General features: G+C 44.8%; 23 protein-coding genes. 19 read left to right on the plus strand and 4 right to left on the minus strand.

Annotation, left to right across the window (positions count from 1 at the left end):
* The first annotated feature begins 28 nt into the window (after positions 1–28).
* The 12 genes from ACZ42E_RS00690 (at position 29) to ACZ42E_RS00745 (ending at position 9,379) form a co-directional block, all read left to right on the plus strand.
* Positions 29–445, plus strand: coding sequence for a TIGR03826 family flagellar region protein (locus tag ACZ42E_RS00690; RefSeq protein WP_464892552.1), 417 nt, complete (start codon positions 29–31; stop codon positions 443–445).
* A 161-nt stretch (positions 446–606) separates the two neighbouring features.
* The gene (gene flgM / locus ACZ42E_RS00695; RefSeq protein ID WP_464892553.1) at positions 607–903 is read left to right on the plus strand and encodes a flagellar biosynthesis anti-sigma factor FlgM; all 297 of its coding nucleotides are present in this window, start codon (positions 607–609) and stop codon (positions 901–903) included.
* 17 nt (positions 904–920) lie between these two features.
* On the plus strand, positions 921–1,427 hold the full coding sequence (flgN, locus tag ACZ42E_RS00700; protein WP_464892554.1) for a flagellar export chaperone FlgN: 507 nt from the start codon (positions 921–923) through the stop codon (positions 1,425–1,427).
* Between the two features lie 39 nt (positions 1,428–1,466).
* Positions 1,467–3,374, plus strand: a complete 1,908-nt coding sequence (flgK, locus tag ACZ42E_RS00705; RefSeq protein ID WP_464892555.1) for a flagellar hook-associated protein FlgK — start codon at positions 1,467–1,469, stop codon at positions 3,372–3,374.
* A 24-nt stretch (positions 3,375–3,398) separates the two neighbouring features.
* Positions 3,399–4,304 carry a flagellar hook-associated protein FlgL gene (gene flgL, locus ACZ42E_RS00710; RefSeq protein ID WP_464892556.1) on the plus strand — a complete coding sequence of 302 codons (906 nt, stop codon included), beginning with the start codon at positions 3,399–3,401 and terminating at the stop codon, positions 4,302–4,304.
* 28 nt (positions 4,305–4,332) lie between these two features.
* Positions 4,333–4,893, plus strand: coding sequence for a DUF6470 family protein (locus tag ACZ42E_RS00715; protein ID WP_464892557.1), 561 nt, complete (start codon positions 4,333–4,335; stop codon positions 4,891–4,893).
* Between the two features lie 21 nt (positions 4,894–4,914).
* Positions 4,915–5,382: a flagellar assembly protein FliW gene (fliW, locus tag ACZ42E_RS00720; RefSeq protein ID WP_464892558.1), complete on the plus strand. Its 468-nt coding sequence runs from the start codon at positions 4,915–4,917 to the stop codon at positions 5,380–5,382.
* 3 nt (positions 5,383–5,385) lie between these two features.
* Entirely contained in the window at positions 5,386–5,634 is a 249-nt protein-coding gene (gene csrA / locus ACZ42E_RS00725; RefSeq protein WP_464892559.1) for a carbon storage regulator CsrA, read from the plus strand.
* A gap of 42 nt (positions 5,635–5,676) precedes the next feature.
* On the plus strand, positions 5,677–7,140 hold the full coding sequence (fliD, locus tag ACZ42E_RS00730; protein WP_464892560.1) for a flagellar filament capping protein FliD: 1,464 nt from the start codon (positions 5,677–5,679) through the stop codon (positions 7,138–7,140).
* Between the two features lie 86 nt (positions 7,141–7,226).
* Positions 7,227–7,592 carry a DUF8042 domain-containing protein gene (locus tag ACZ42E_RS00735; RefSeq protein ID WP_464892561.1) on the plus strand — a complete coding sequence of 122 codons (366 nt, stop codon included), beginning with the start codon at positions 7,227–7,229 and terminating at the stop codon, positions 7,590–7,592.
* Positions 7,593–7,606: 14 nt separating this feature from the next.
* On the plus strand, positions 7,607–7,804 hold the full coding sequence (locus tag ACZ42E_RS00740; RefSeq protein WP_464892562.1) for a YjfB family protein: 198 nt from the start codon (positions 7,607–7,609) through the stop codon (positions 7,802–7,804).
* Positions 7,805–7,939: 135 nt separating this feature from the next.
* Complete coding sequence (locus tag ACZ42E_RS00745; RefSeq protein ID WP_464892080.1) at positions 7,940–9,379, plus strand: IS1182 family transposase; 1,440 nt, start codon at positions 7,940–7,942, stop codon at positions 9,377–9,379.
* A gap of 128 nt (positions 9,380–9,507) precedes the next feature.
* Here the strand turns inward: ACZ42E_RS00745 and ACZ42E_RS00750 are convergent, their stop codons facing one another.
* The 4 genes from ACZ42E_RS00750 to ACZ42E_RS00765 form a co-directional block, all read right to left on the minus strand.
* Complete coding sequence (locus ACZ42E_RS00750) at positions 9,508–10,557, minus strand: hypothetical protein (RefSeq protein ID WP_464892563.1); 1,050 nt, start codon at positions 10,555–10,557, stop codon at positions 9,508–9,510.
* Positions 10,558–10,691: 134 nt separating this feature from the next.
* Positions 10,692–10,817, minus strand: a complete 126-nt coding sequence (locus tag ACZ42E_RS00755) for a hypothetical protein (RefSeq protein WP_464892564.1) — start codon at positions 10,815–10,817, stop codon at positions 10,692–10,694.
* A 212-nt stretch (positions 10,818–11,029) separates the two neighbouring features.
* On the minus strand, positions 11,030–11,677 hold the full coding sequence (locus tag ACZ42E_RS00760) for a rhomboid family intramembrane serine protease (RefSeq protein ID WP_464892565.1): 648 nt from the start codon (positions 11,675–11,677) through the stop codon (positions 11,030–11,032).
* Positions 11,678–11,788: 111 nt separating this feature from the next.
* A complete protein-coding gene (locus ACZ42E_RS00765; RefSeq protein WP_464892566.1) occupies positions 11,789–12,700 on the minus strand; it encodes a formate/nitrite transporter family protein in 912 nt (303 codons plus the stop codon).
* Positions 12,701–12,994: 294 nt separating this feature from the next.
* Between ACZ42E_RS00765 and ACZ42E_RS00770 the strand changes: the two genes are divergently transcribed.
* The 7 genes from ACZ42E_RS00770 (at position 12,995) to hpf (ending at position 16,891) form a co-directional block, all read left to right on the plus strand.
* Positions 12,995–13,387 carry a flagellar protein FlaG gene (locus ACZ42E_RS00770; protein ID WP_464892567.1) on the plus strand — a complete coding sequence of 131 codons (393 nt, stop codon included), beginning with the start codon at positions 12,995–12,997 and terminating at the stop codon, positions 13,385–13,387.
* A gap of 93 nt (positions 13,388–13,480) precedes the next feature.
* A complete protein-coding gene (gene fliS, locus ACZ42E_RS00775; protein WP_464892568.1) occupies positions 13,481–13,903 on the plus strand; it encodes a flagellar export chaperone FliS in 423 nt (140 codons plus the stop codon).
* 7 nt (positions 13,904–13,910) lie between these two features.
* Positions 13,911–14,324: a hypothetical protein gene (locus ACZ42E_RS00780; protein WP_464892569.1), complete on the plus strand. Its 414-nt coding sequence runs from the start codon at positions 13,911–13,913 to the stop codon at positions 14,322–14,324.
* Between the two features lie 68 nt (positions 14,325–14,392).
* Entirely contained in the window at positions 14,393–14,863 is a 471-nt protein-coding gene (gene flgN, locus ACZ42E_RS00785) for a flagellar export chaperone FlgN (RefSeq protein ID WP_464892570.1), read from the plus strand.
* 51 nt (positions 14,864–14,914) lie between these two features.
* A complete protein-coding gene (locus ACZ42E_RS00790) occupies positions 14,915–15,655 on the plus strand; it encodes a DUF5698 domain-containing protein (RefSeq protein WP_464892571.1) in 741 nt (246 codons plus the stop codon).
* 141 nt (positions 15,656–15,796) lie between these two features.
* A complete protein-coding gene (locus tag ACZ42E_RS00795) occupies positions 15,797–16,090 on the plus strand; it encodes a zinc-ribbon domain containing protein (protein ID WP_464892572.1) in 294 nt (97 codons plus the stop codon).
* Between the two features lie 261 nt (positions 16,091–16,351).
* Positions 16,352–16,891, plus strand: coding sequence for a ribosome hibernation-promoting factor, HPF/YfiA family (gene hpf, locus ACZ42E_RS00800; protein ID WP_464892573.1), 540 nt, complete (start codon positions 16,352–16,354; stop codon positions 16,889–16,891).
* Positions 16,892–16,936 lie beyond the last annotated feature (45 nt).

Below are 16,936 nucleotides of genomic sequence, written 5' to 3' on the forward strand. Positions count from 1 at the left end.
GTATATGTTTTAGAAGGAGGGCTTGCTGATGGCGGAACTCAGGAATTGCCCCCAGTGTGGAAGGCTTTTTGCCTATCAGGGGCGCAATCTGTGCAAAAAATGCCAGGAAGAGGAAGAAAATGAATATATGATAGTCAGAAGATATGTGCGGGATAATCCGGGAGCCACTGTTTTTGAAGTGTCGGAAGCTACCGGGGTAGAAGAGGAAAAAATTCTGCATTTTCTGCGGGAAGGAAGGCTGCAGTCGAAAGGATTGGCCATGGCTCTGGAATGTGAAAGGTGCGGAAAGAAGATTGCAGCTGGCAGATACTGCCCGCAGTGCATAAAGGAAATGGAAAAAGAGATCAAGAGCGTGGTAAGGGAGAATACCGTTAAACAGCCGGAAATAAAAAGGGATTCCAAAGACAGGATGTTTACCAAAGACGGCTACTGGCGGAAAGACTAGTTTTTGTTCCCGATACCTGGTTTTTGTGCCTGAAAAATGAAGTAATAACAAGAAAGAGAAAGATATTAAGCCAAATTTATGGTTTATCGGCTTAATAATCTTTTTTTTTTATGCGAAAATATAATAAAGCCAAGTATGCGTAAAGGAAGGAAGAAGAGCCCATGATTATTTCCAAGAGCCAGATTCAGAATATATTAAAGGCGTATGGGAGCCAGGCAAATAACAAAATAAACAAAAAAGAGGTAGTAAAGCCGTCATCCAGGCAGGACAGCATATCTATTTCCGAGGAGAGCCGCCTTAAACAGCAGGCCTTGCAAGCTGTAAAGCAGGCTCCGGATATAAGGCCTGACAGGGTGGAGGAGCTTAAGGAGCGGATAGCAGCTGGCACTTATACCGTGGAAGCCGGGGAAGTGGCGGAAAAAATGATAGAGCGGGCTATTGTCGATAAACTGGTTTAAAAATGGAGGAGTATCAGGTGGAAGAAATCTTAAACCGGCTTTTGCAGGTTATACAGAAAGAAACCGGGATAGTTAAGGATTTGATAGAGTGCGGGAAGTTAAAGCAGGGGTATGTGATTGCTGATAACATAAGGGAACTGGATAGGCTTCTGCCCAGGGAAAACCTGCTTTTGGCCAATCTTGCCCGCCTGGAAGAGGAAAGGATGAAACTGCAGGAAAAACTGGCTGATTACTGGCAGGTTAAGGGAGAAGAGCTGGGAGCAGCAAGGCTTTTAGAAGGGATAAAGGCTTCTTTTCCCTTTTTTTACCCCCCGTTTGCGGAAGCGATAGAGGAGCTTACCCTTGAAGTAAGCTATCTTCAGTATCTTAACCGGCACAATAATGAACTTATTGAACAGGCCCTGCAGTATATAGAAACGGTGCAGGCCATGCTGGAAGGGGATAAACCGGGGATTTACGATAAAAATGTACAGCAGGCGGAAGCGGCTTTTAAGAGGATAAACCTGATTGATAAGAAAGTATAGGCTTTATAAAGGCTATTTTGCAATCTGGAGGTACAGCTGATGTCGCTTTTTGGCATTGAAATAGGAAAAAGAACTATAATGAGCCAGCAGACGGCCCTGGAGGTTACCGGACATAATGTGGCCAATACCAATACCGAAGGGTATACCAGGCAGAAGGCTAATCTGCAGACCACCCGCCCTTACCACACCCCGGTGATGGTAAGCAGCGGCAAGGCCGGCCAGCTGGGTACCGGGGTTACGGTTAAGGATATCCAGCGGGTAAGGGACAGTTTCCTGGATGCCCAGATAAGGAATGAAAACAAGCGTTCCGGCTACTGGAATGCGGTATATGATGCCTTAGCCAAGATTGAGGTTATACTGAATGAGCCTTCGGAGGACGGACTGCGCTCGGTTATGGACCTGTACTGGAAGTCATGGCAGGATCTGGTGACCCATCCGGAAAGCGAAGCGGTAAGGGCTACCGTTGTGCAGCGGGCTATGGCCATGGCTGACACTTTCAACCATACCTATAAACAGCTTAAGGAACTGAGGGAAGATGTAAATGCCTCTGTGGACATAAAGGTAGTGGAGATAAATTCTATCATCCAGCAGGTAGCCGACCTGAACCAGCAGATTTTGTCTATAACTATTGCCGGCAAGCAGCCCAACGACCTTCTGGATAAGAGGGACCTCCTTTTAGACCAGCTCAGCAAGCTTGTTTCGGTTAATATTGTACAGGAACAGAACGGTATGGTGGCAGTGCAGATGGGAGGCCGCACCCTGGTACAGGGTGTGGAGTACTATGAGCTTTCTACGGTACAGGATATTTACGGCATGCATATGGTGATATGGAAAGATACCGGGGTAAGAGCCATTATCGAGGGAGGAGAGCTTAAAGGCCTCCTGGATGTAAGGGGGAAAACGGCCAGGCCGGAAGAACCTGCTGTCTCCCCCTACCGGGAGATTGTTCCGGAGATGATTGACCAGCTCAATGCCCTGGCCAAGACTATCGTTTTGCGCACCAATGAACTGCACCGGAGCGGCTTTAGCCTCAATAACCAGACTAAATTCCCGGATGGGATCAATTTCTTCAATGCTCCGGACAATATGGCTGATATAGATGGAATTAAAAACTGGGCTGAGTATATAAGCGTAAACCGGGATATAGTTACTGACCCCAAGAATATAGCTGCTGCTTTTTACCGAACCTGGGATGATGGGAGCGGGGTTTTGAGCAAGTATAATTTTGGCGATGGGGCTAATGCGCTGAGGATTGCCCAGCTCAAGCACGACCTTAATGCCAGATATGTATGGGCAGAGACGGTTTCTTTAGGTTCGGCACTTAGTTTCCCTTATGACAGGATAGCGGGAGACATTGTGGTAAAATACGGGAGCAGCGGTTCCCGTACAATAAGCATAGATACCAGCAGCATGAATCCGCCGCCGGTTTTTCGCGATCTGGCTGAACTGGCTGCTTTCCTGCAGAAGCAGCTGCAGGCAGATGCGGATTTGAAAGCTAATAATATAATGATTGAGGTCTTATGCAGCGGTGATAAGCTGGTATTTAAAGCCGGGGAAAATTTTACAGCTATAAATTTAGGCGGGCTTACCCTGTATAAAGGAAGTGTGCCGACTGATTTGTCAGCAGTCGTGGGAGCGGCAGATATTGATGCCAATAATACCCTAAGCGGGGTTATAAACCATGTTACCGGTGATGACTACTGGCGAGCCATTACTGCCAACAAAGGGGTGCAGACAGCGGAAGCCAAGCGGATGGTGGAAAGCCAGGAGATTCTTATAAACCAGCTGGAGACGAAAAGGCAGTCTATCTCCGGGGTTTCCCTGGATGAAGAGATGACCAACATGATAAAGTTCCAGCATGCCTATAATGCTGCTGCCCGTTATATAACAGCCATGGATGAAGCCCTGGAGGTCATAGTAAACCGCCTGGGGCTGGTGGGCAGATAAGCCTTATGAAGGAGGGCTGACAGGATGATTCGCGTAACCAACAATATGCTGGTAAATGACCTTATGCGCAACCTGAATAATAACTACCGGATGATGGATAAATACCAGCGGCAGCTGGCCACCGGCCGCAAGATAAACGCCCCTTCCGATAACCCGGCCGGACTGGTTAAATCGCTGCGACTGCGCACCAATATAGTGGAGAATGAACAATACCTGGCCAATATAGGGGAAGCTATAAATTTTATGGAAACTACCGATTCAGCTCTGGACAATATTACCCAGATTCTGCACCGGGTGCGGGAACTTACGGTGAAGGCAGCCAATGGAACCAATGACCCGGGTGCCCACCAGGCCATAGCTGATGAGGTAAGGGAACTTAACGAACAGCTAAAGCTAATAGCCAATACTACCTATGGTACCAAACATGTCTTCGGCGGGCGCAATGTTACCGAACCCCCCTGCAAGGGGAACAGCTGGCAGGGCAATGATGAATACCTGGAGCTGGAGATTGGGGTAGGGATTACTGTACCCATCAATATAACCAATAAGGATATGAATTATTTCTTTACCGACCATGATGATGGGACAGAAGTAAAAGAAGGGATTTTTACCCTGCTTGACAATCTGGTAAATGATATAAAGAATGGGGAACTGGATAAGATAAGCTCGGCTTTAGGCAAGATAGATGACAAGATGAGCGATATGCTGACTGCCCGTTCGGTAATTGGGGCCAAGGTGAACCGGCTGGAACTGCAGAGGAGCCGCCTTGAATCGACAGGGATTTCTTTTACCGGACTTTTGGCTGCCAATGAAGACGCTGACCTGGCAGAAGTCATCATGCAGCTCAAGATGCAGGAAAATGTTTACCGGGCTTCTCTGGCGGCAGGGGCGCGCATAATCCAGCCCAGCCTGGTAGATTTCCTCCGCTAGAGTGATAGAAAGCGGGAGGGGATAGAGGATGCTTAGGCTCAGGATTGAACAGGAATTTGCCCGCATCGGGCTTAATATAAAAAAGCCTTTTCTGCCTTTGCGGACAACAGGGCCGCAGATTGAACTCAGCATAAAAGAGCCGGAACTTAAGCTGCATAATCCCCGCCCCCGGGTATATATCGACCAGCGCAGATGTTTTGCCGATATGGAAAAGCGCACCCTGGATGAGTTCCTGCGCTATCATGCCCAGCTGGGAAGGGAAAAGGCCCTGCAGGCGATTGGCGACATAGCGGAAGAAGGGGATATGCTGGCCAGTATCGAAAAAGGCGTTAAGCTGGAAGACATTGCGGAAAAAGGCTTTGGCGAAGCGGCAGACTTTAATGTCACTGCTATTCCCAAACAGATGCCGGATATTGTCTGGGATGTGCGTCCTGTGGAGATTGAGTTTATTCCGGGAGAAGTAGAACTTGAGCTCAGGCGGGGAAGGGTGGAAAACCTTTTCGAGCCGGGCAAGGTGGAGGTTTATCTGGAACAGAAGAATTACATAAAGATAGACTGGGTAGGGGAAAACCTGGATATCAGGGTGTAAAAAATCTTGGAGGGATTTTTAATGAAGATCGCAAGCCGTATCCTGGGAGAAATTGAAATAGACAGCCAGAATATAATAAGGTTTCCCGAAGGGCTTCCTGCTTTTGAAGAGGAAAAGGAATTCGTAATTATACCTGTTGACGAGGAAGCCCCTTTTTATTATATGCAGTCGGTCAATAACCGGGAATTATGTTTTATGCTGGCCAATCCGTTTGTATTTTTCCCATCTTATGAGATAAAGCTGGGGGAAGAGGAAGCATCCCGCTTAAAGGCCGGGGAAAAAGGGGAGAATATCGCGGTGTTTGTCATTCTTACCGTTCCGGAAGATTACCGTTTGACGACGGCCAATCTTCTGGCTCCCTTAGTCATAAATACCGAAGAAAAAATAGGCCTTCAGTTTGTGGCGGTTGATTCCGATTATAATACCAAGCACTTTATTTTCCCGCAGGAGGGGGAAAAGGCAAAGTGCGCGGCGGGGGAGGGAAGATAAAGTTTGCTGGTTCTGGGACGCAAAAAAGGGGAAAGCATAATCATCGGGGATAATATCGAAATAAGCATAATCGATATTCAGAAGGATGTAGTGAAAATCGGCATCAATGCTCCCCGCCAGGTAAGCATAGTGCGCAAGGAGATATATGAAGAGGTCAGGGAAGCTAATATGGAAGCTGTCCGCAACCTGAAGGAAGCTGGCGTTTTAAGCAGATGGTGGAAAGAAGGAAAAGATGCAGGGTCTGGCGAGTAGCCTGTTTTAACGCAGGCAGGAGGGTTTTGAAGGAGGGATACCATGTCCTACACGAATAATGTCAACAACATCCGTTTTGGTGGTATGGCAAGCGGGCTGGATACCGAAAAGATAGTAAAACAGCTCATGCAGCTTGAACAGACCAGGGTGGACCGCATTGCCCAGGAAAAGCAGCTTCTGGAGTGGAAAAGAAGCGACTACCGGGAAATAAATACCAAGCTGCTTGCTTTGCGCAATGCTGCCTTTGATTTGAAACTGCAGAGCACTTTTCTGGGGCGCAGGGTAGTTTCCAGCCAGGAGAGCGTGCTGCAGGCCACCGGGGCAGATACGGATACTGCGATTGGCAATTATGAAATACAGGTGGAGCAGCTGGCCAAAGGTGCCAGCTACCAGGCTTCAACTGGCAGCTTTTCTTCCCTGGGCGGAAAGTTTATCATCGCCGGGAGCAAGGGGAGTTATGAAATAAGCCTGGCTGCCGGGGAAGGGGCTAAAGAAGTCGCTTCCAGGATAAATGCGCAGACTAACGCGACCGGGGTAAGGGCGGTTTATGACCAGAATTTGAACCGGCTTTTCCTTATGTCGGTGGATACCGGAAGCAGTGCTGTTATCAAAGTAAAGGCCGTGGATGATAATGGGGCAGCTGATCTGGGAAGCCTCCTGGGAGGCACCTATAATGTGGGCGAAGAAGTTACTTTAAGCCAGGGGCAGGATGCCCTTATAAGGATAAACGGCGGTGATGCCTTAAGTTTCAGCTCCAATCAGGTAAAGGTTATGGGCATAAGCATGATCCTTAAAGGAGAAGGGACTTCCCAGGTTACTGTAAGCCAGGATATAGATAAAGCGGTAGAAAAGATAAAAGCATTTGTGGAAGCCTATAATGGGGTTATGGAAAAGATAAACACCAAGCTTACCGAAAAGAGGTACCGGGATTATCCGCCTTTGACGGAAGCCCAGAAGAAAGAGATGAAAGAAGAGGAGATTAAGCTGTGGGAAGAAAAAGCAAGGAGCGGGCTTTTAAACTCCGATTCCCTGCTTTCGGGAATAGCCGGCAATATCAGGATGGCAGCCATGGATGCTGTTTCCGGACTGGAGGGGGATTATAAGACCTTGAGTTCGGTAGGGATAACTACCCTTTCCTGGAATGACAAGGGCAAGCTTTATGTAAATGAGGAAAAGCTGCGCAGCGCACTTAGCCAGGATATGGAAGGGGTAATGAACCTCTTTACCAACAGCAGCCAGAATGGCATAGCCCAGAAGGTTTATACCGGGGTTAATACTGCCATAAGTCAGGTGGTTGCTAAAGCCGGCCGTGATGATTACAAGGTAGACAACAGCCTTTTAGGCAAAGAGATTTTGCAGCAGGAGAAAAAACTTCTGCAGATGCAGGAAAAATTGGCCAAAACCGAGGAAAAATACTGGAGGCAGTTTACGGCTATGGAAAAAGCGCTGGCCAGGATGCAGAGCCAGGGCGACTGGCTTGTGATGCAGCTTAGTGGAGGAAAATAAAGGGAAAACGGCAGCAGGATATTGAGAGCTAGAGGTAGAAATATATAAAAAGGGGGGTAAGGAATACCCGGGAAAGCAGGTGTTGTATGCTGGATAAAACGGTAGTGCAAAATATACTGGAGCTTTTGTCTACCATGCAGGAAGCCCTGGACTATATCAGGGAAAAGCTTGAAGCCCTGGACGTAGAAGCTACCATGGGCATTCTCCATGATACTATTGAAGCTTTTCTGGCGGTTGAAAACAGCCTGATTTTCATGTCACCTGACCTGGCCAGTGGCAGAATAAGGATAGCTACTGATGATTTAAAAAAAGCCTTTGATTTTATCGTCAGGTACTATGAGGAAGATAAGGGGTACAGAATCCTTGAAATTTTTGAGGGAAATCTGGAACCGGCTTTTAGGGGCTGGAAACAGGTGCTGGAGGAAGAACTCAGGCCTTATGTGGTTTCCTGAAAAGAGGTGATCTTATGGATATAGCTGCCTGGTCGATAAATTTGAGTCAGGCCAAAATCGTGCAGAGTGCCAGGGTGTCAGTGTTAAAAATGGCTATGGAGCAGGCGCAGGTGCAGATGCAGGATATGCTGAAGGTTATGGAAACAGGCGTCAAGGCTATGGAACAGTCGGTAATGCCCCATCTGGGGGCTAATATCGATATTAGGGCCTAAAAAATGAAACAGGGGGACGGTTCTCTGTTTCACTAAAGTGAAACAGAGAACCGTCAGACTGTGTGAAAAAACTTTCATCAGAAAGAGGGATTAATGCAAGAAAAGTCGAATACAGGGTGATAGAGAGGTGAGAAAATGGGATACATAGAAGGAGAAAATCGGGAACTTATCACCCTGTTTCCTGAAGCAATAGATGATTATATTACACCTGACAATCCAGTAAGAGTGATAGAAGCATTTGTAGAATCTTTAGATATGGAAGCGCTTGGTTTCAAAAGAGCGATACCCAACCAAAAAGGCAGACCATCATATGATCCCAGAGACTTATTAAAATTATACTTATACGGATACCTGAATAAAATCAGATCCTCCAGAAGACTAGAAGATGAAGCAAAAAGAAACCTTGAAGTAATTTGGCTATTACGCAAACTAAAGCCAGATTTCAAGACCATAGCTGATTTTAGGAAAGACAATCCGGAAGCAATAAAAGCCTTATTCAAGCAGTTCACACTATTATGTAAAGAGTGGGACTTGTTTGGGAAAGAGGTACTGGCTGTTGACGGTTCCAAATTTAGGGCCAGCAATTCCAAGCACAACAACTTTAACCAGAAGAAAATACAAAGGCATTTAAAATATATTGATGAAAAAATAGAAAACTATTTAAAAGAATTAGACAGTAGTGATCATGAAGAAGCTAATATCCATATTCCAAGCGCAGAAGAAATTCAGAAGCGAATAGAGGAGTTAAAAGCGAGGAAAGAAAAATATACGGCTTTGCAAGAGCAGATGAGAGAAACAGGAGCGACAGAGATATCAACTGTTGATCCAGATGCGCGTTTAATGGCAGTTAACAATAACGGTTTGGAAGTAAGTTATAATGTACAAATAGCAGTAGACCATAAACATAAGCTGGTAGTAGATAGTGAAGTAATAAATAATCCTTCAGATCAAGGGCAACTGAGCAACATGGCCAAAAAAGCCAAAGAAATACTTGAAGTGGAATCGATAAAAGTTTTAGCGGATAAAGGCTATTATTCTACCAGCGATTTAATTGAATGTGAAAAAAATCAGATAGAAGCATATGTAGCAAAGCAGAGATTTACTGGCAATATAGCTGACCCGGAATTTCAACCTGACAAATTTATATATGATAAAGAGAAAGACATCTACATCTGTCCAGCAGGGGAGACATTATATCCAAGCAAAATACGGCAAGAAAAAGGAGTAAAATACCAGGTATATAAAAATAGCCGTGCATGCAAACAATGCAGCTTAAGGGATAAATGTACCCAATCTAAAAATGGCAGGACTGTTAGTCGCAACTTAGCACAGTCATTGTTAGAAGTAGTAGATAAAAGGACCAAAGAAAACAATCAACTGTATATACAGAGGAAAATGATAGTAGAGCACCCATTCGGCACAATAAAGCGGATATGGGGATATGGTTATTTTCTGACAAGGGGATTAGTTTCTGTAAATGCAGAGAATAAACTGCATTTACTGGCCTATAACTTAAAAAGAGTAATAAATATCCTGGGAGTTAGGGAAATAATTGAGAGGCTGGCTCTGGTATAGCAGAAGCCAGCCTATTTTTTATATCTTTTTCAATAATAAAAATAATGCTTTTAAAATAAACAGCCAAGTTATTAAAAGAGCAGATTCTCACACAGTCTGCCGTCCCCCTGTTTCAGAGAACCGTCCCCTTAAATCTTAAGGTCAATCTGCTGGATAGTCCCTGCCTGGCCGTTTTCCTTGAGGAACAGGCCGGTATTTCTTATTCTTCCCAGTTCCAGGTTATTTTCATCTTTGATGTGAAAAAGGGTATTGATGTGTCCAAGGTATATTGCACCTATGCCAGCTTCCCCAAGGAGGAGCAGCCTATCCTCCCCTTTTTCATTTTTAACCCAGATGCGGAGCCTATCGAATACAGGGTCGTTTTCATCCAGCCAGCCATTCTTATCGTCATCATAGAAAGCCAGTTCTGCAAATCCATTGCCGCTGCGGGGGCCAAAAAGCTCACCCCCGTCGTTTATAATGTTATCCCCATTAAGGTCTATAGCCAGAAAGCCGCTGCCATCAAGGAGGCAGGAAACCTGGTCTTCCCTGCCGTCAGCATCAATGTCAAAAGAAAACTTTCGGCTGCCAAGAGCTGCAAAACTGCGGCCAAAGTTTATAACCAGCGGGTCTTTCAGTGCGTCGCCAGCTCTTAAATGTATTGCGGTTTTCAACCTGAAGGAACGGGATATGTTAAAGTGTAAGCCAAAGTTTATTTCCCTGCCGTCAGCGGTTTTCACTATCCCGTTGGCTTTAAAAGACACGGTTTCTTCTTCGCTGTAATCCCTTTCATAATCATAAATAAGCCCCCAGCCGGCACGGTCGCTTTGCGGCTTATTCTTAAGCTGTTCCAGCCTGGAAAGTATTTTTTCCATCTTTTCCGGATTTTTGGGTATTCTGGGAACCAGGATGCGCACTTTTTGGCCGGTAAGTTTTTCGATGAAGGCGGCAAGGATTTTTATTTTAAGCCTGTCTTCCAGGGAAAGAAGCAGCATATCTTCATCCTCTTCTATTTCTGGCGGTTTGGTTTTCAGCATTTCCTTTGCCTCTTTGGAAAGTGCAAGCACATCATTGTAAAAATTGGGTATTTTGCTGTCTGGTGGAGCATCTGACCATATAGCCAGCCTTTCTGTTATGCTGTTTTCTTCCCGGTATGTTCTCCTGGCTTCCATAAAAAGCGTGGAGTTTTGAATAATCATGGTATCCCCTCCCTGAAGGGCCAAAACAAGCAGACGTTTTTCCTGCTCAGCAGGTTTATATGGATATTATCGGTAAAAAAATTAAGGAGATTGAGCATAAATTAAAAAGAGGGGAAATCCCCTCTTTGCCTGTTTTATTTGCTTTTCTTGAATATTTTTTTTAAAAGGCTTTCTTTTTTGGACTGTAAATTTTTTTCATCCATAGCTTTTATGGCTTCATCGACAAAGCGGGCCAGCCATTCATCTTTTTCCCTTTGCATGTACCATGCCTCCATTCCTGTACCGATTTGTTCCTGGTTGTTTGCTTATATTTTGTACCGTGGACAATTGTACTATTTTTCACAACTATATGCAAGCCGGGAAAGGGATGGAAGCTGCTGAAGAATGAATTCCCCCTAAAAGATGAAGAAAGGTGAGAAGCAGAAGCTTTTATTTAAAGGCTTTAAGTATATTTGCATCCTGTGTATTGCAGTTAGTAGTAATAGGGATGCTCTTCTTTTCTGGTAAAGAACGGGTGCAGGATTACTCCTGCCGCAAATCCCCCTATATGAGCCCAGAAGGCGATGGTGTTTTGGCCTAATCCAGCAAGGCTTCCCAGGCCGGCCCACAGCTGGGTTATAATCCATATTCCCAGATAGAACCAGGCTGGAAAAGTAAAAAGAAAGAAAGGAGGAACCCAGGTTAGGATGCGAGCGCGAGGAAACATGATAAAATAGGCCCCCATAACTCCGGCAATAGCTCCCGATGCCCCCACTACCGGGATAGGTGAATGGGGATTTATGTAATAGTGAACCAGAGCAGCTATAGTGCCGCACAGGATATAGAAAAGCAGAAAGCGCATTTTGCCCATGCGGTCTTCTACATTATCGCCCAGAAGCCACAGCATCCACATATTGGATATTATGTGCATAAGGCTGCCGTGCAGGAACATATAGGTTATTGCCGACGAAGGGTGATATAGAAAACGGGACGGGATAAAGCCTTCTTCATAAACCATGGCTTCCATGCCGGCCAGGCCGCCGCTTATCTGCAGGTAGAAAATATAGATGTTGGCAAGTATGATAAGCACGGTAACCAGCGGAAAAGAACTGCTGGGGGTGCTGTCTCTTAATGGAATCATAGCAAACCTCTCTTTTTTTATTAAAATGTAGCATTTTTTGCTGGAAATATAAAGATATAAAAAGGCGGTTTTCGATAAAACGGAAAACCGCCTCCTTTTTCAGTTTTTCAGCTAGGCTTGTTTCAGGCTTTTAACCTTCTGCCATTCAGTATTCGCTTCTTTGGCTACCTGTTTTTTGATATAGATTAGATAATAAAAACCGCCTACCAGAATAGAGCCGCTAAGGATGTTCCCCAGGGTTACCGGGATCAGATTGCTGGTTATAAAGTGGCTGTAGGTGAAAACATGGCCTACTTCAGCTGCCGTCATGCCTAGGCTGGAGGCTACTGCTTCCGGAGAAGCCCTGGCAATCATGATGGCATATGGAACATAGAACATATTTGCTATGCAATGTTCAAAGCCGCTGCTTACGAAGGCCATGATGGGAAAGAATATGCCCAGTATTTTGCCAGCTATATCTTTGGCGGCCAGAGCCATTAAAACGGCCAGGCATACCAAAAAGTTGCAGAGTATTCCCCGCATAAAGGCAGCCGAGAAAGAAAGGCTCATCTTGCTTTTGGCTATATAAACAGCTTTTTCACCTATGGGGCTTAAGGCAAGAGCGCCTGATGTACCAGGAGATAGCCAGAACATTCCATAAAAAACGATACAGGCTAACAGCACAGAACCGATAAAATTGGCAATATATACAAAAAACCAGTTGCGCAAAAGTCCGGATATGCTGGCTTTACCGTCCAGCACAGCCATAAAGCAGGTCATGTTGTTGCCGGTAAAAAGTTCAGCTCCGCAGATCATAACCAGCATAAGCCCTACCGAAAATACTGCTCCATAGAGAAAGATGCCCAAAGCCGTGTTGCTGTCAGGCGCAGAGCCGATTTTTATGGCGATAGTGGCTCCAAAGCCGATATAGACACCGGCCAGGATGCCCAAAAGGAGCATTTTATAGATGGGGAGCGAAGCTTTTTTGGCGCCGGCACTTACCGCGATAGCTGCTGTTTCTTCCGGGGTGTAAAAATTCATCATTTCCACTCCTTCTTTTTTTGTTGGGCAGGACCACCAGAACTACCCCTGTGGTACCCGTTATCCCGCAAGCACATTAGTGATTGTGAAAATTAGCACAACAAGATATATTGTAACTTATTTTCGCCAAATTTCAACAAAAAAGTGAAAAGGATAGGCCAAAAGGGCTTAAATATAGTGTTAAGATTTCGACAACAATAACAGGGTGAACCAGAGAACTGTCCCTGTAAAAAGGGTTAAAGTTTTGTATAAATATAACGATATTTAATACAGGAGATTTTTTGAGGAGGCGAGCTTATGCGGATTGAAGGGCCGGCAGCAGCTGTTGATTATATAAGGCAGGATTTCAGGGTAAAAAATGAACCGGCAGAGGAGCTTTCCATAAAACCAGTTCCCCAAAATGCAGTTAGTGAAGAAAAGAATGGCAGCCACGGCGAAAGAGAAAAGGGCCTTAACCCGGAAGTGCTTAAACAGGCAGTAGATACCGCCAATGAAGCTTTCCGCATCAGCAATTACCACCTGGAGTTTCAGCTGCATGAAAAGAGCGGCAAATATCAGATAAAAGTGGTAGATACTGACTCTAACAAGGTTATTCGCGAGATTCCGCCTGAGTATATGCTGGAGATTTCAGCCCGCATCAAAGAAGTGCTGGATAAGTTCCTGGGGGTTTTTGTAGATGCCCTGGTCTAGACATGATGTTTAAAAATGTAAGAAAAAGGGAGAAAAAGGGAAGAGGATTTTCAGCGGTTATAAAAAATATCTTTAAGGGAGGCTTGATGGCGGATGAATATGTATGCCCAGGCATATGACCAGTATAAAAAGACGAGTATTGAGACTTTGTCCCCGGGAAAACTGCTTCTCATGCTTTATGATGGAGCGATAAGGAATGTGAGGCTGGCCAGGGAAGGCATAGGGGAAAAGGATTACAACAAGGCCCATAACCATATTATAAAGGCCCAGGATATTGTTACTGAACTTATGGTTACCCTGAATATGGAATATGATATAGCCAAACAGCTTTACAGCATATATGATTATCTGTACCGGCGCATGGTGGAGGCCAATGTCAAAAAAGATGCAGCTATCCTGGATGAAGTGGAAGTTTTTTTGACTGAACTGCGGGATACCTGGCAGGAAGCAGTCAAGAAGCAGTCCGCAAGCATGATAGAAAACAGCCGTCCGCAGAATATCAGCATAAAAGGGTAGATGTGATATGATGGACAATTTTGCTTTTGAAGGAAGGGAAGAGATTAAGGCAGCTTTTATGTATCTCCTTGATATATCCTGCCGCCAGCTTATGCTGGTGGAAAGCATAAGCGATGATGCCTCGGGATGGGAAGAAGAGCTTTTGGCGGTTCTGGATGAAAAAGACCAGGCTATTTCCCATATTGATGAGATATTTTCCCGCCTGGGGGAAGCTGCCAGTTCTCTTAAGGAAGATCCGGAAATAAGGGAAATAATGCTTTTTATAAAACAGCAGGAAGAAAGAAGCCAGCAGGTTTTAAAGGAGAAGGCTGCCAGCCTGGGGGAAAAGCTTAAATCTTTAAGGCAGAGTGAAAAAGCGCGCAAAGCCTATGCCGGGGAAGAGGCGGAAAGTGAAGGCTGGTTTTTTGATGGCCGCAGGTAAAAAAATGTGATGCGGCAAGGGGGCGGCAAAGAGTATACAGGATATAGTATTACAAGGAAGTGTAGCTTATGGGAGAAAATTTTGTGCGGGATGTAATAGACAATTTTCGGAAACAGCACAAGCTCTATTCGGAAATGAGGGATCTGGCATATAAACAGAAAGCGTGCCTGTCCGACCGCAAAAACATGGATATAGAAGGTTTTTTGCGCCTTCTTAAGGAACGCAACATTATTATGGATGAGATAAGCAGGCTCAGCCAGGAAAATGTAAAACTGAGGGGAACGGCAGTATCTCTTCTGGGCATTGACAATTTTACCCTTTCCGAACTTAAAGGCAGGATAGAGGAGAATTCCTGGGAAGAGCTAAGATGGGCAATATCGGAACTGAACAGGGTGCTCCTGGAGATAAGCGAAGTTGACCATGAGAACAGCGTTATACTCAAGGATTGGTCAGGAGTGCGTTATCGCAACAGCCAGGGAGGATATAAGGAAGCGGAAAATCTTTACCGGAAGGTTATGCAGGAAAAAAGGCCGAACTGAAGAAAGGGCTTTTTTGAAAGCCCGCTTTTATTTTTCTGGACTTATTCTATAATGGGTTTTAGATATGATGGAAGAAGTGATTATATGTATTACATAAAAATGGCTTTAGCTTATTTTTCTGTTTTTGCTGACCTTAATATATGGCTGGTTTTTTTGCTCAATTTGAGCAGCACCTGTTTGGGGACTTTGCGGACCATATTTCTTTCCCAGCGTATACTTAAGCCGGTTTATATAACTACTTTTATCGATTCGATTATTTTTGTTTATTCAGTTACCCTGGTGGCTAAAGGGGACAGTTTTGCCTATGTGCTGGCTTTTGCCATGGGCAGGGTTTGCGGCATATATGTCGGGGGATGGATAGAGGGCAAACTGGCTTTGGGGGCTATTGAGGTGGTTGTTTATAAACATATGGATACGGGGAAGGAACTGGCTGAACAGCTTAAATATTATGGTTTTCCGGTTACCATGCAGGTAGGGTATGACGAAAACGGAAGGCAGAGCCTTATTTTGACGGTAGTTACCACCCGCCGCAACTGGCCTTTGTTAAACCACCTTATCCGGGAAAGCGACCGCCATCTCAATATGTATATAAAAAGGCTGGATGCCGCCAAAGGGAATATAAGCCGGCGCAAAAAGGTGAAAAAAGACAGGATGAGAGAAGATAGGGAAAGGCCTTCCCCTATAGCTGACCTGCGCAGCCGGGTGTGGGTAGAGGATGAATATGGTATTGACGCGGTATGGGAAGATGATGTATATCGCGGGATATTGAGGGACAAAGAGGGCAATACATAAAAATTTATATTAAAATTATAAGTTTCCTTGCTATTTTTTTGGTTAAGGTATATAATGAACATACTGTTAGTTGGATATCCCTCAGGTGTGAGGAAATATCTGCAACAGGAAATCTAAGATCAAAGTGAGGGATTCTTTCAGATGTTTGAGGACAAAACTTTAGTGTGTCAGGATTGTGGCAGGGAATTCGTGTTTACTGCCGGAGAACAAGAATTTTATGCGGAAAAAGGTTTTGAAAACGAACCTAAGCGCTGCAAGGAGTGCAGAGGTGCGCGCCGCAGCAGTGGCAGCCGCAGCAGTCGTGCTCCCAGGGAAATGTACAGTGCAGTTTGTGCCAGCTGCGGAGCCGATACCAAAGTTCCTTTTAAGCCTGTAGATGGCAGACCTGTTTACTGCATGGATTGCTTCCAGATGCAAAGAAAAGCAGCGTATTAATAAAGGAATATTTGCCGGGCTTTAAGCCCGGTTTTGTATTTTTTAGAAAAATTTTGACAATAAAACTTGTTTTGTGCAGGATTTTGTTTAACTGGAGTAGAATCTTTAACATATGGTAAAATATATGTAAAGATAGTGCAAAGAGAGAGCAATTGCAATTCATTGTGATGTTGCTTTTTGTGCTTTGGCCTTAAGAAGGTGCAGAGCACAAGGTTCAAATATGCCCAGATGAACCTGCAGGATAAGGGAAGGAGTGGTTATATGAAGTTTGAATTCCGGGGGAAGAACATTGAGGTTACCCAGGCCCTTAAAGATTACGCAGAAAAAAGGCTTTCCAAACTGGAAAGATATATCGAGGATGTGAGGACAGCGCAGGTTACTTTTTCCATAGAAGGAGAAAAGCATAAGGTTGAAGTTACTATTCCCCTGAACGGTATAATATTGAGGGGAGAAGAGGCCACCGATGATATGTACAGCTCTATTGACGCTGTGCAGGAAAAGCTGGAAAGGCAGATAGACAAATATAAGACGAAACTTTATAAACACCATAAGGGGATAGGCTTTAAGCAGGCGGTAGTGGAAGAGATCAAAAATGAAGCTGCCAAAGATGAAGAAGGCTTCAGGATTGTACGCACCAAACGTTTTGCTTTAAAGCCTATGGATGCGGAAGAGGCTATCATGCAGATGAACCTTCTGGGACATAATTTCTTCGTATTTTTCAATGCGGAAACCGAGGAGGTAAATGTTGTATATAGAAGAAATGACGGCAACTATGGCCTGATTGAGCCAAATTTTGATTAGTTGAAGTTGAAGGTATAAAAGTGCTATTATATAAAATTAGATGAG

The sequence above is a fragment of the Thermosyntropha tengcongensis genome (assembly GCF_055381335.1).

Excerpts from the sequence above, each read along its gene's own strand:
- ACZ42E_RS00690 (WP_464892552.1), top strand. The coding sequence starts at position 29 with ATGGCGGAACTCAGGAATTGCCCCCAGTGTGGAAGGCTTTTTGCCTAT.
- flgM (WP_464892553.1), top strand. The coding sequence starts at position 607 with ATGATTATTTCCAAGAGCCAGATTCAGAATATATTAAAGGCGTATGGG.
- flgK (WP_464892555.1), top strand. The coding sequence starts at position 1,467 with ATGTCGCTTTTTGGCATTGAAATAGGAAAAAGAACTATAATGAGCCAG.
- flgL (WP_464892556.1), top strand. The coding sequence starts at position 3,399 with ATGATTCGCGTAACCAACAATATGCTGGTAAATGACCTTATGCGCAAC.
- ACZ42E_RS00715 (WP_464892557.1), top strand. The coding sequence starts at position 4,333 with ATGCTTAGGCTCAGGATTGAACAGGAATTTGCCCGCATCGGGCTTAAT.
- fliW (WP_464892558.1), top strand. The coding sequence starts at position 4,915 with ATGAAGATCGCAAGCCGTATCCTGGGAGAAATTGAAATAGACAGCCAG.
- fliD (WP_464892560.1), top strand. The coding sequence starts at position 5,677 with ATGTCCTACACGAATAATGTCAACAACATCCGTTTTGGTGGTATGGCA.
- ACZ42E_RS00735 (WP_464892561.1), top strand. The coding sequence starts at position 7,227 with ATGCTGGATAAAACGGTAGTGCAAAATATACTGGAGCTTTTGTCTACC.
- ACZ42E_RS00740 (WP_464892562.1), top strand. The coding sequence starts at position 7,607 with ATGGATATAGCTGCCTGGTCGATAAATTTGAGTCAGGCCAAAATCGTG.
- ACZ42E_RS00745 (WP_464892080.1), top strand. The coding sequence starts at position 7,940 with ATGGGATACATAGAAGGAGAAAATCGGGAACTTATCACCCTGTTTCCT.
- ACZ42E_RS00750 (WP_464892563.1), bottom strand. The coding sequence starts at position 10,557 with ATGATTATTCAAAACTCCACGCTTTTTATGGAAGCCAGGAGAACATAC.
- ACZ42E_RS00755 (WP_464892564.1), bottom strand. The coding sequence starts at position 10,817 with ATGCAAAGGGAAAAAGATGAATGGCTGGCCCGCTTTGTCGATGAAGCC.
- ACZ42E_RS00760 (WP_464892565.1), bottom strand. The coding sequence starts at position 11,677 with ATGATTCCATTAAGAGACAGCACCCCCAGCAGTTCTTTTCCGCTGGTT.
- ACZ42E_RS00765 (WP_464892566.1), bottom strand. The coding sequence starts at position 12,700 with ATGATGAATTTTTACACCCCGGAAGAAACAGCAGCTATCGCGGTAAGT.
- ACZ42E_RS00770 (WP_464892567.1), top strand. The coding sequence starts at position 12,995 with ATGCGGATTGAAGGGCCGGCAGCAGCTGTTGATTATATAAGGCAGGAT.
- fliS (WP_464892568.1), top strand. The coding sequence starts at position 13,481 with ATGAATATGTATGCCCAGGCATATGACCAGTATAAAAAGACGAGTATT.
- ACZ42E_RS00780 (WP_464892569.1), top strand. The coding sequence starts at position 13,911 with ATGATGGACAATTTTGCTTTTGAAGGAAGGGAAGAGATTAAGGCAGCT.
- flgN (WP_464892570.1), top strand. The coding sequence starts at position 14,393 with ATGGGAGAAAATTTTGTGCGGGATGTAATAGACAATTTTCGGAAACAG.
- ACZ42E_RS00790 (WP_464892571.1), top strand. The coding sequence starts at position 14,915 with ATGGGTTTTAGATATGATGGAAGAAGTGATTATATGTATTACATAAAA.
- ACZ42E_RS00795 (WP_464892572.1), top strand. The coding sequence starts at position 15,797 with ATGTTTGAGGACAAAACTTTAGTGTGTCAGGATTGTGGCAGGGAATTC.
- hpf (WP_464892573.1), top strand. The coding sequence starts at position 16,352 with ATGAAGTTTGAATTCCGGGGGAAGAACATTGAGGTTACCCAGGCCCTT.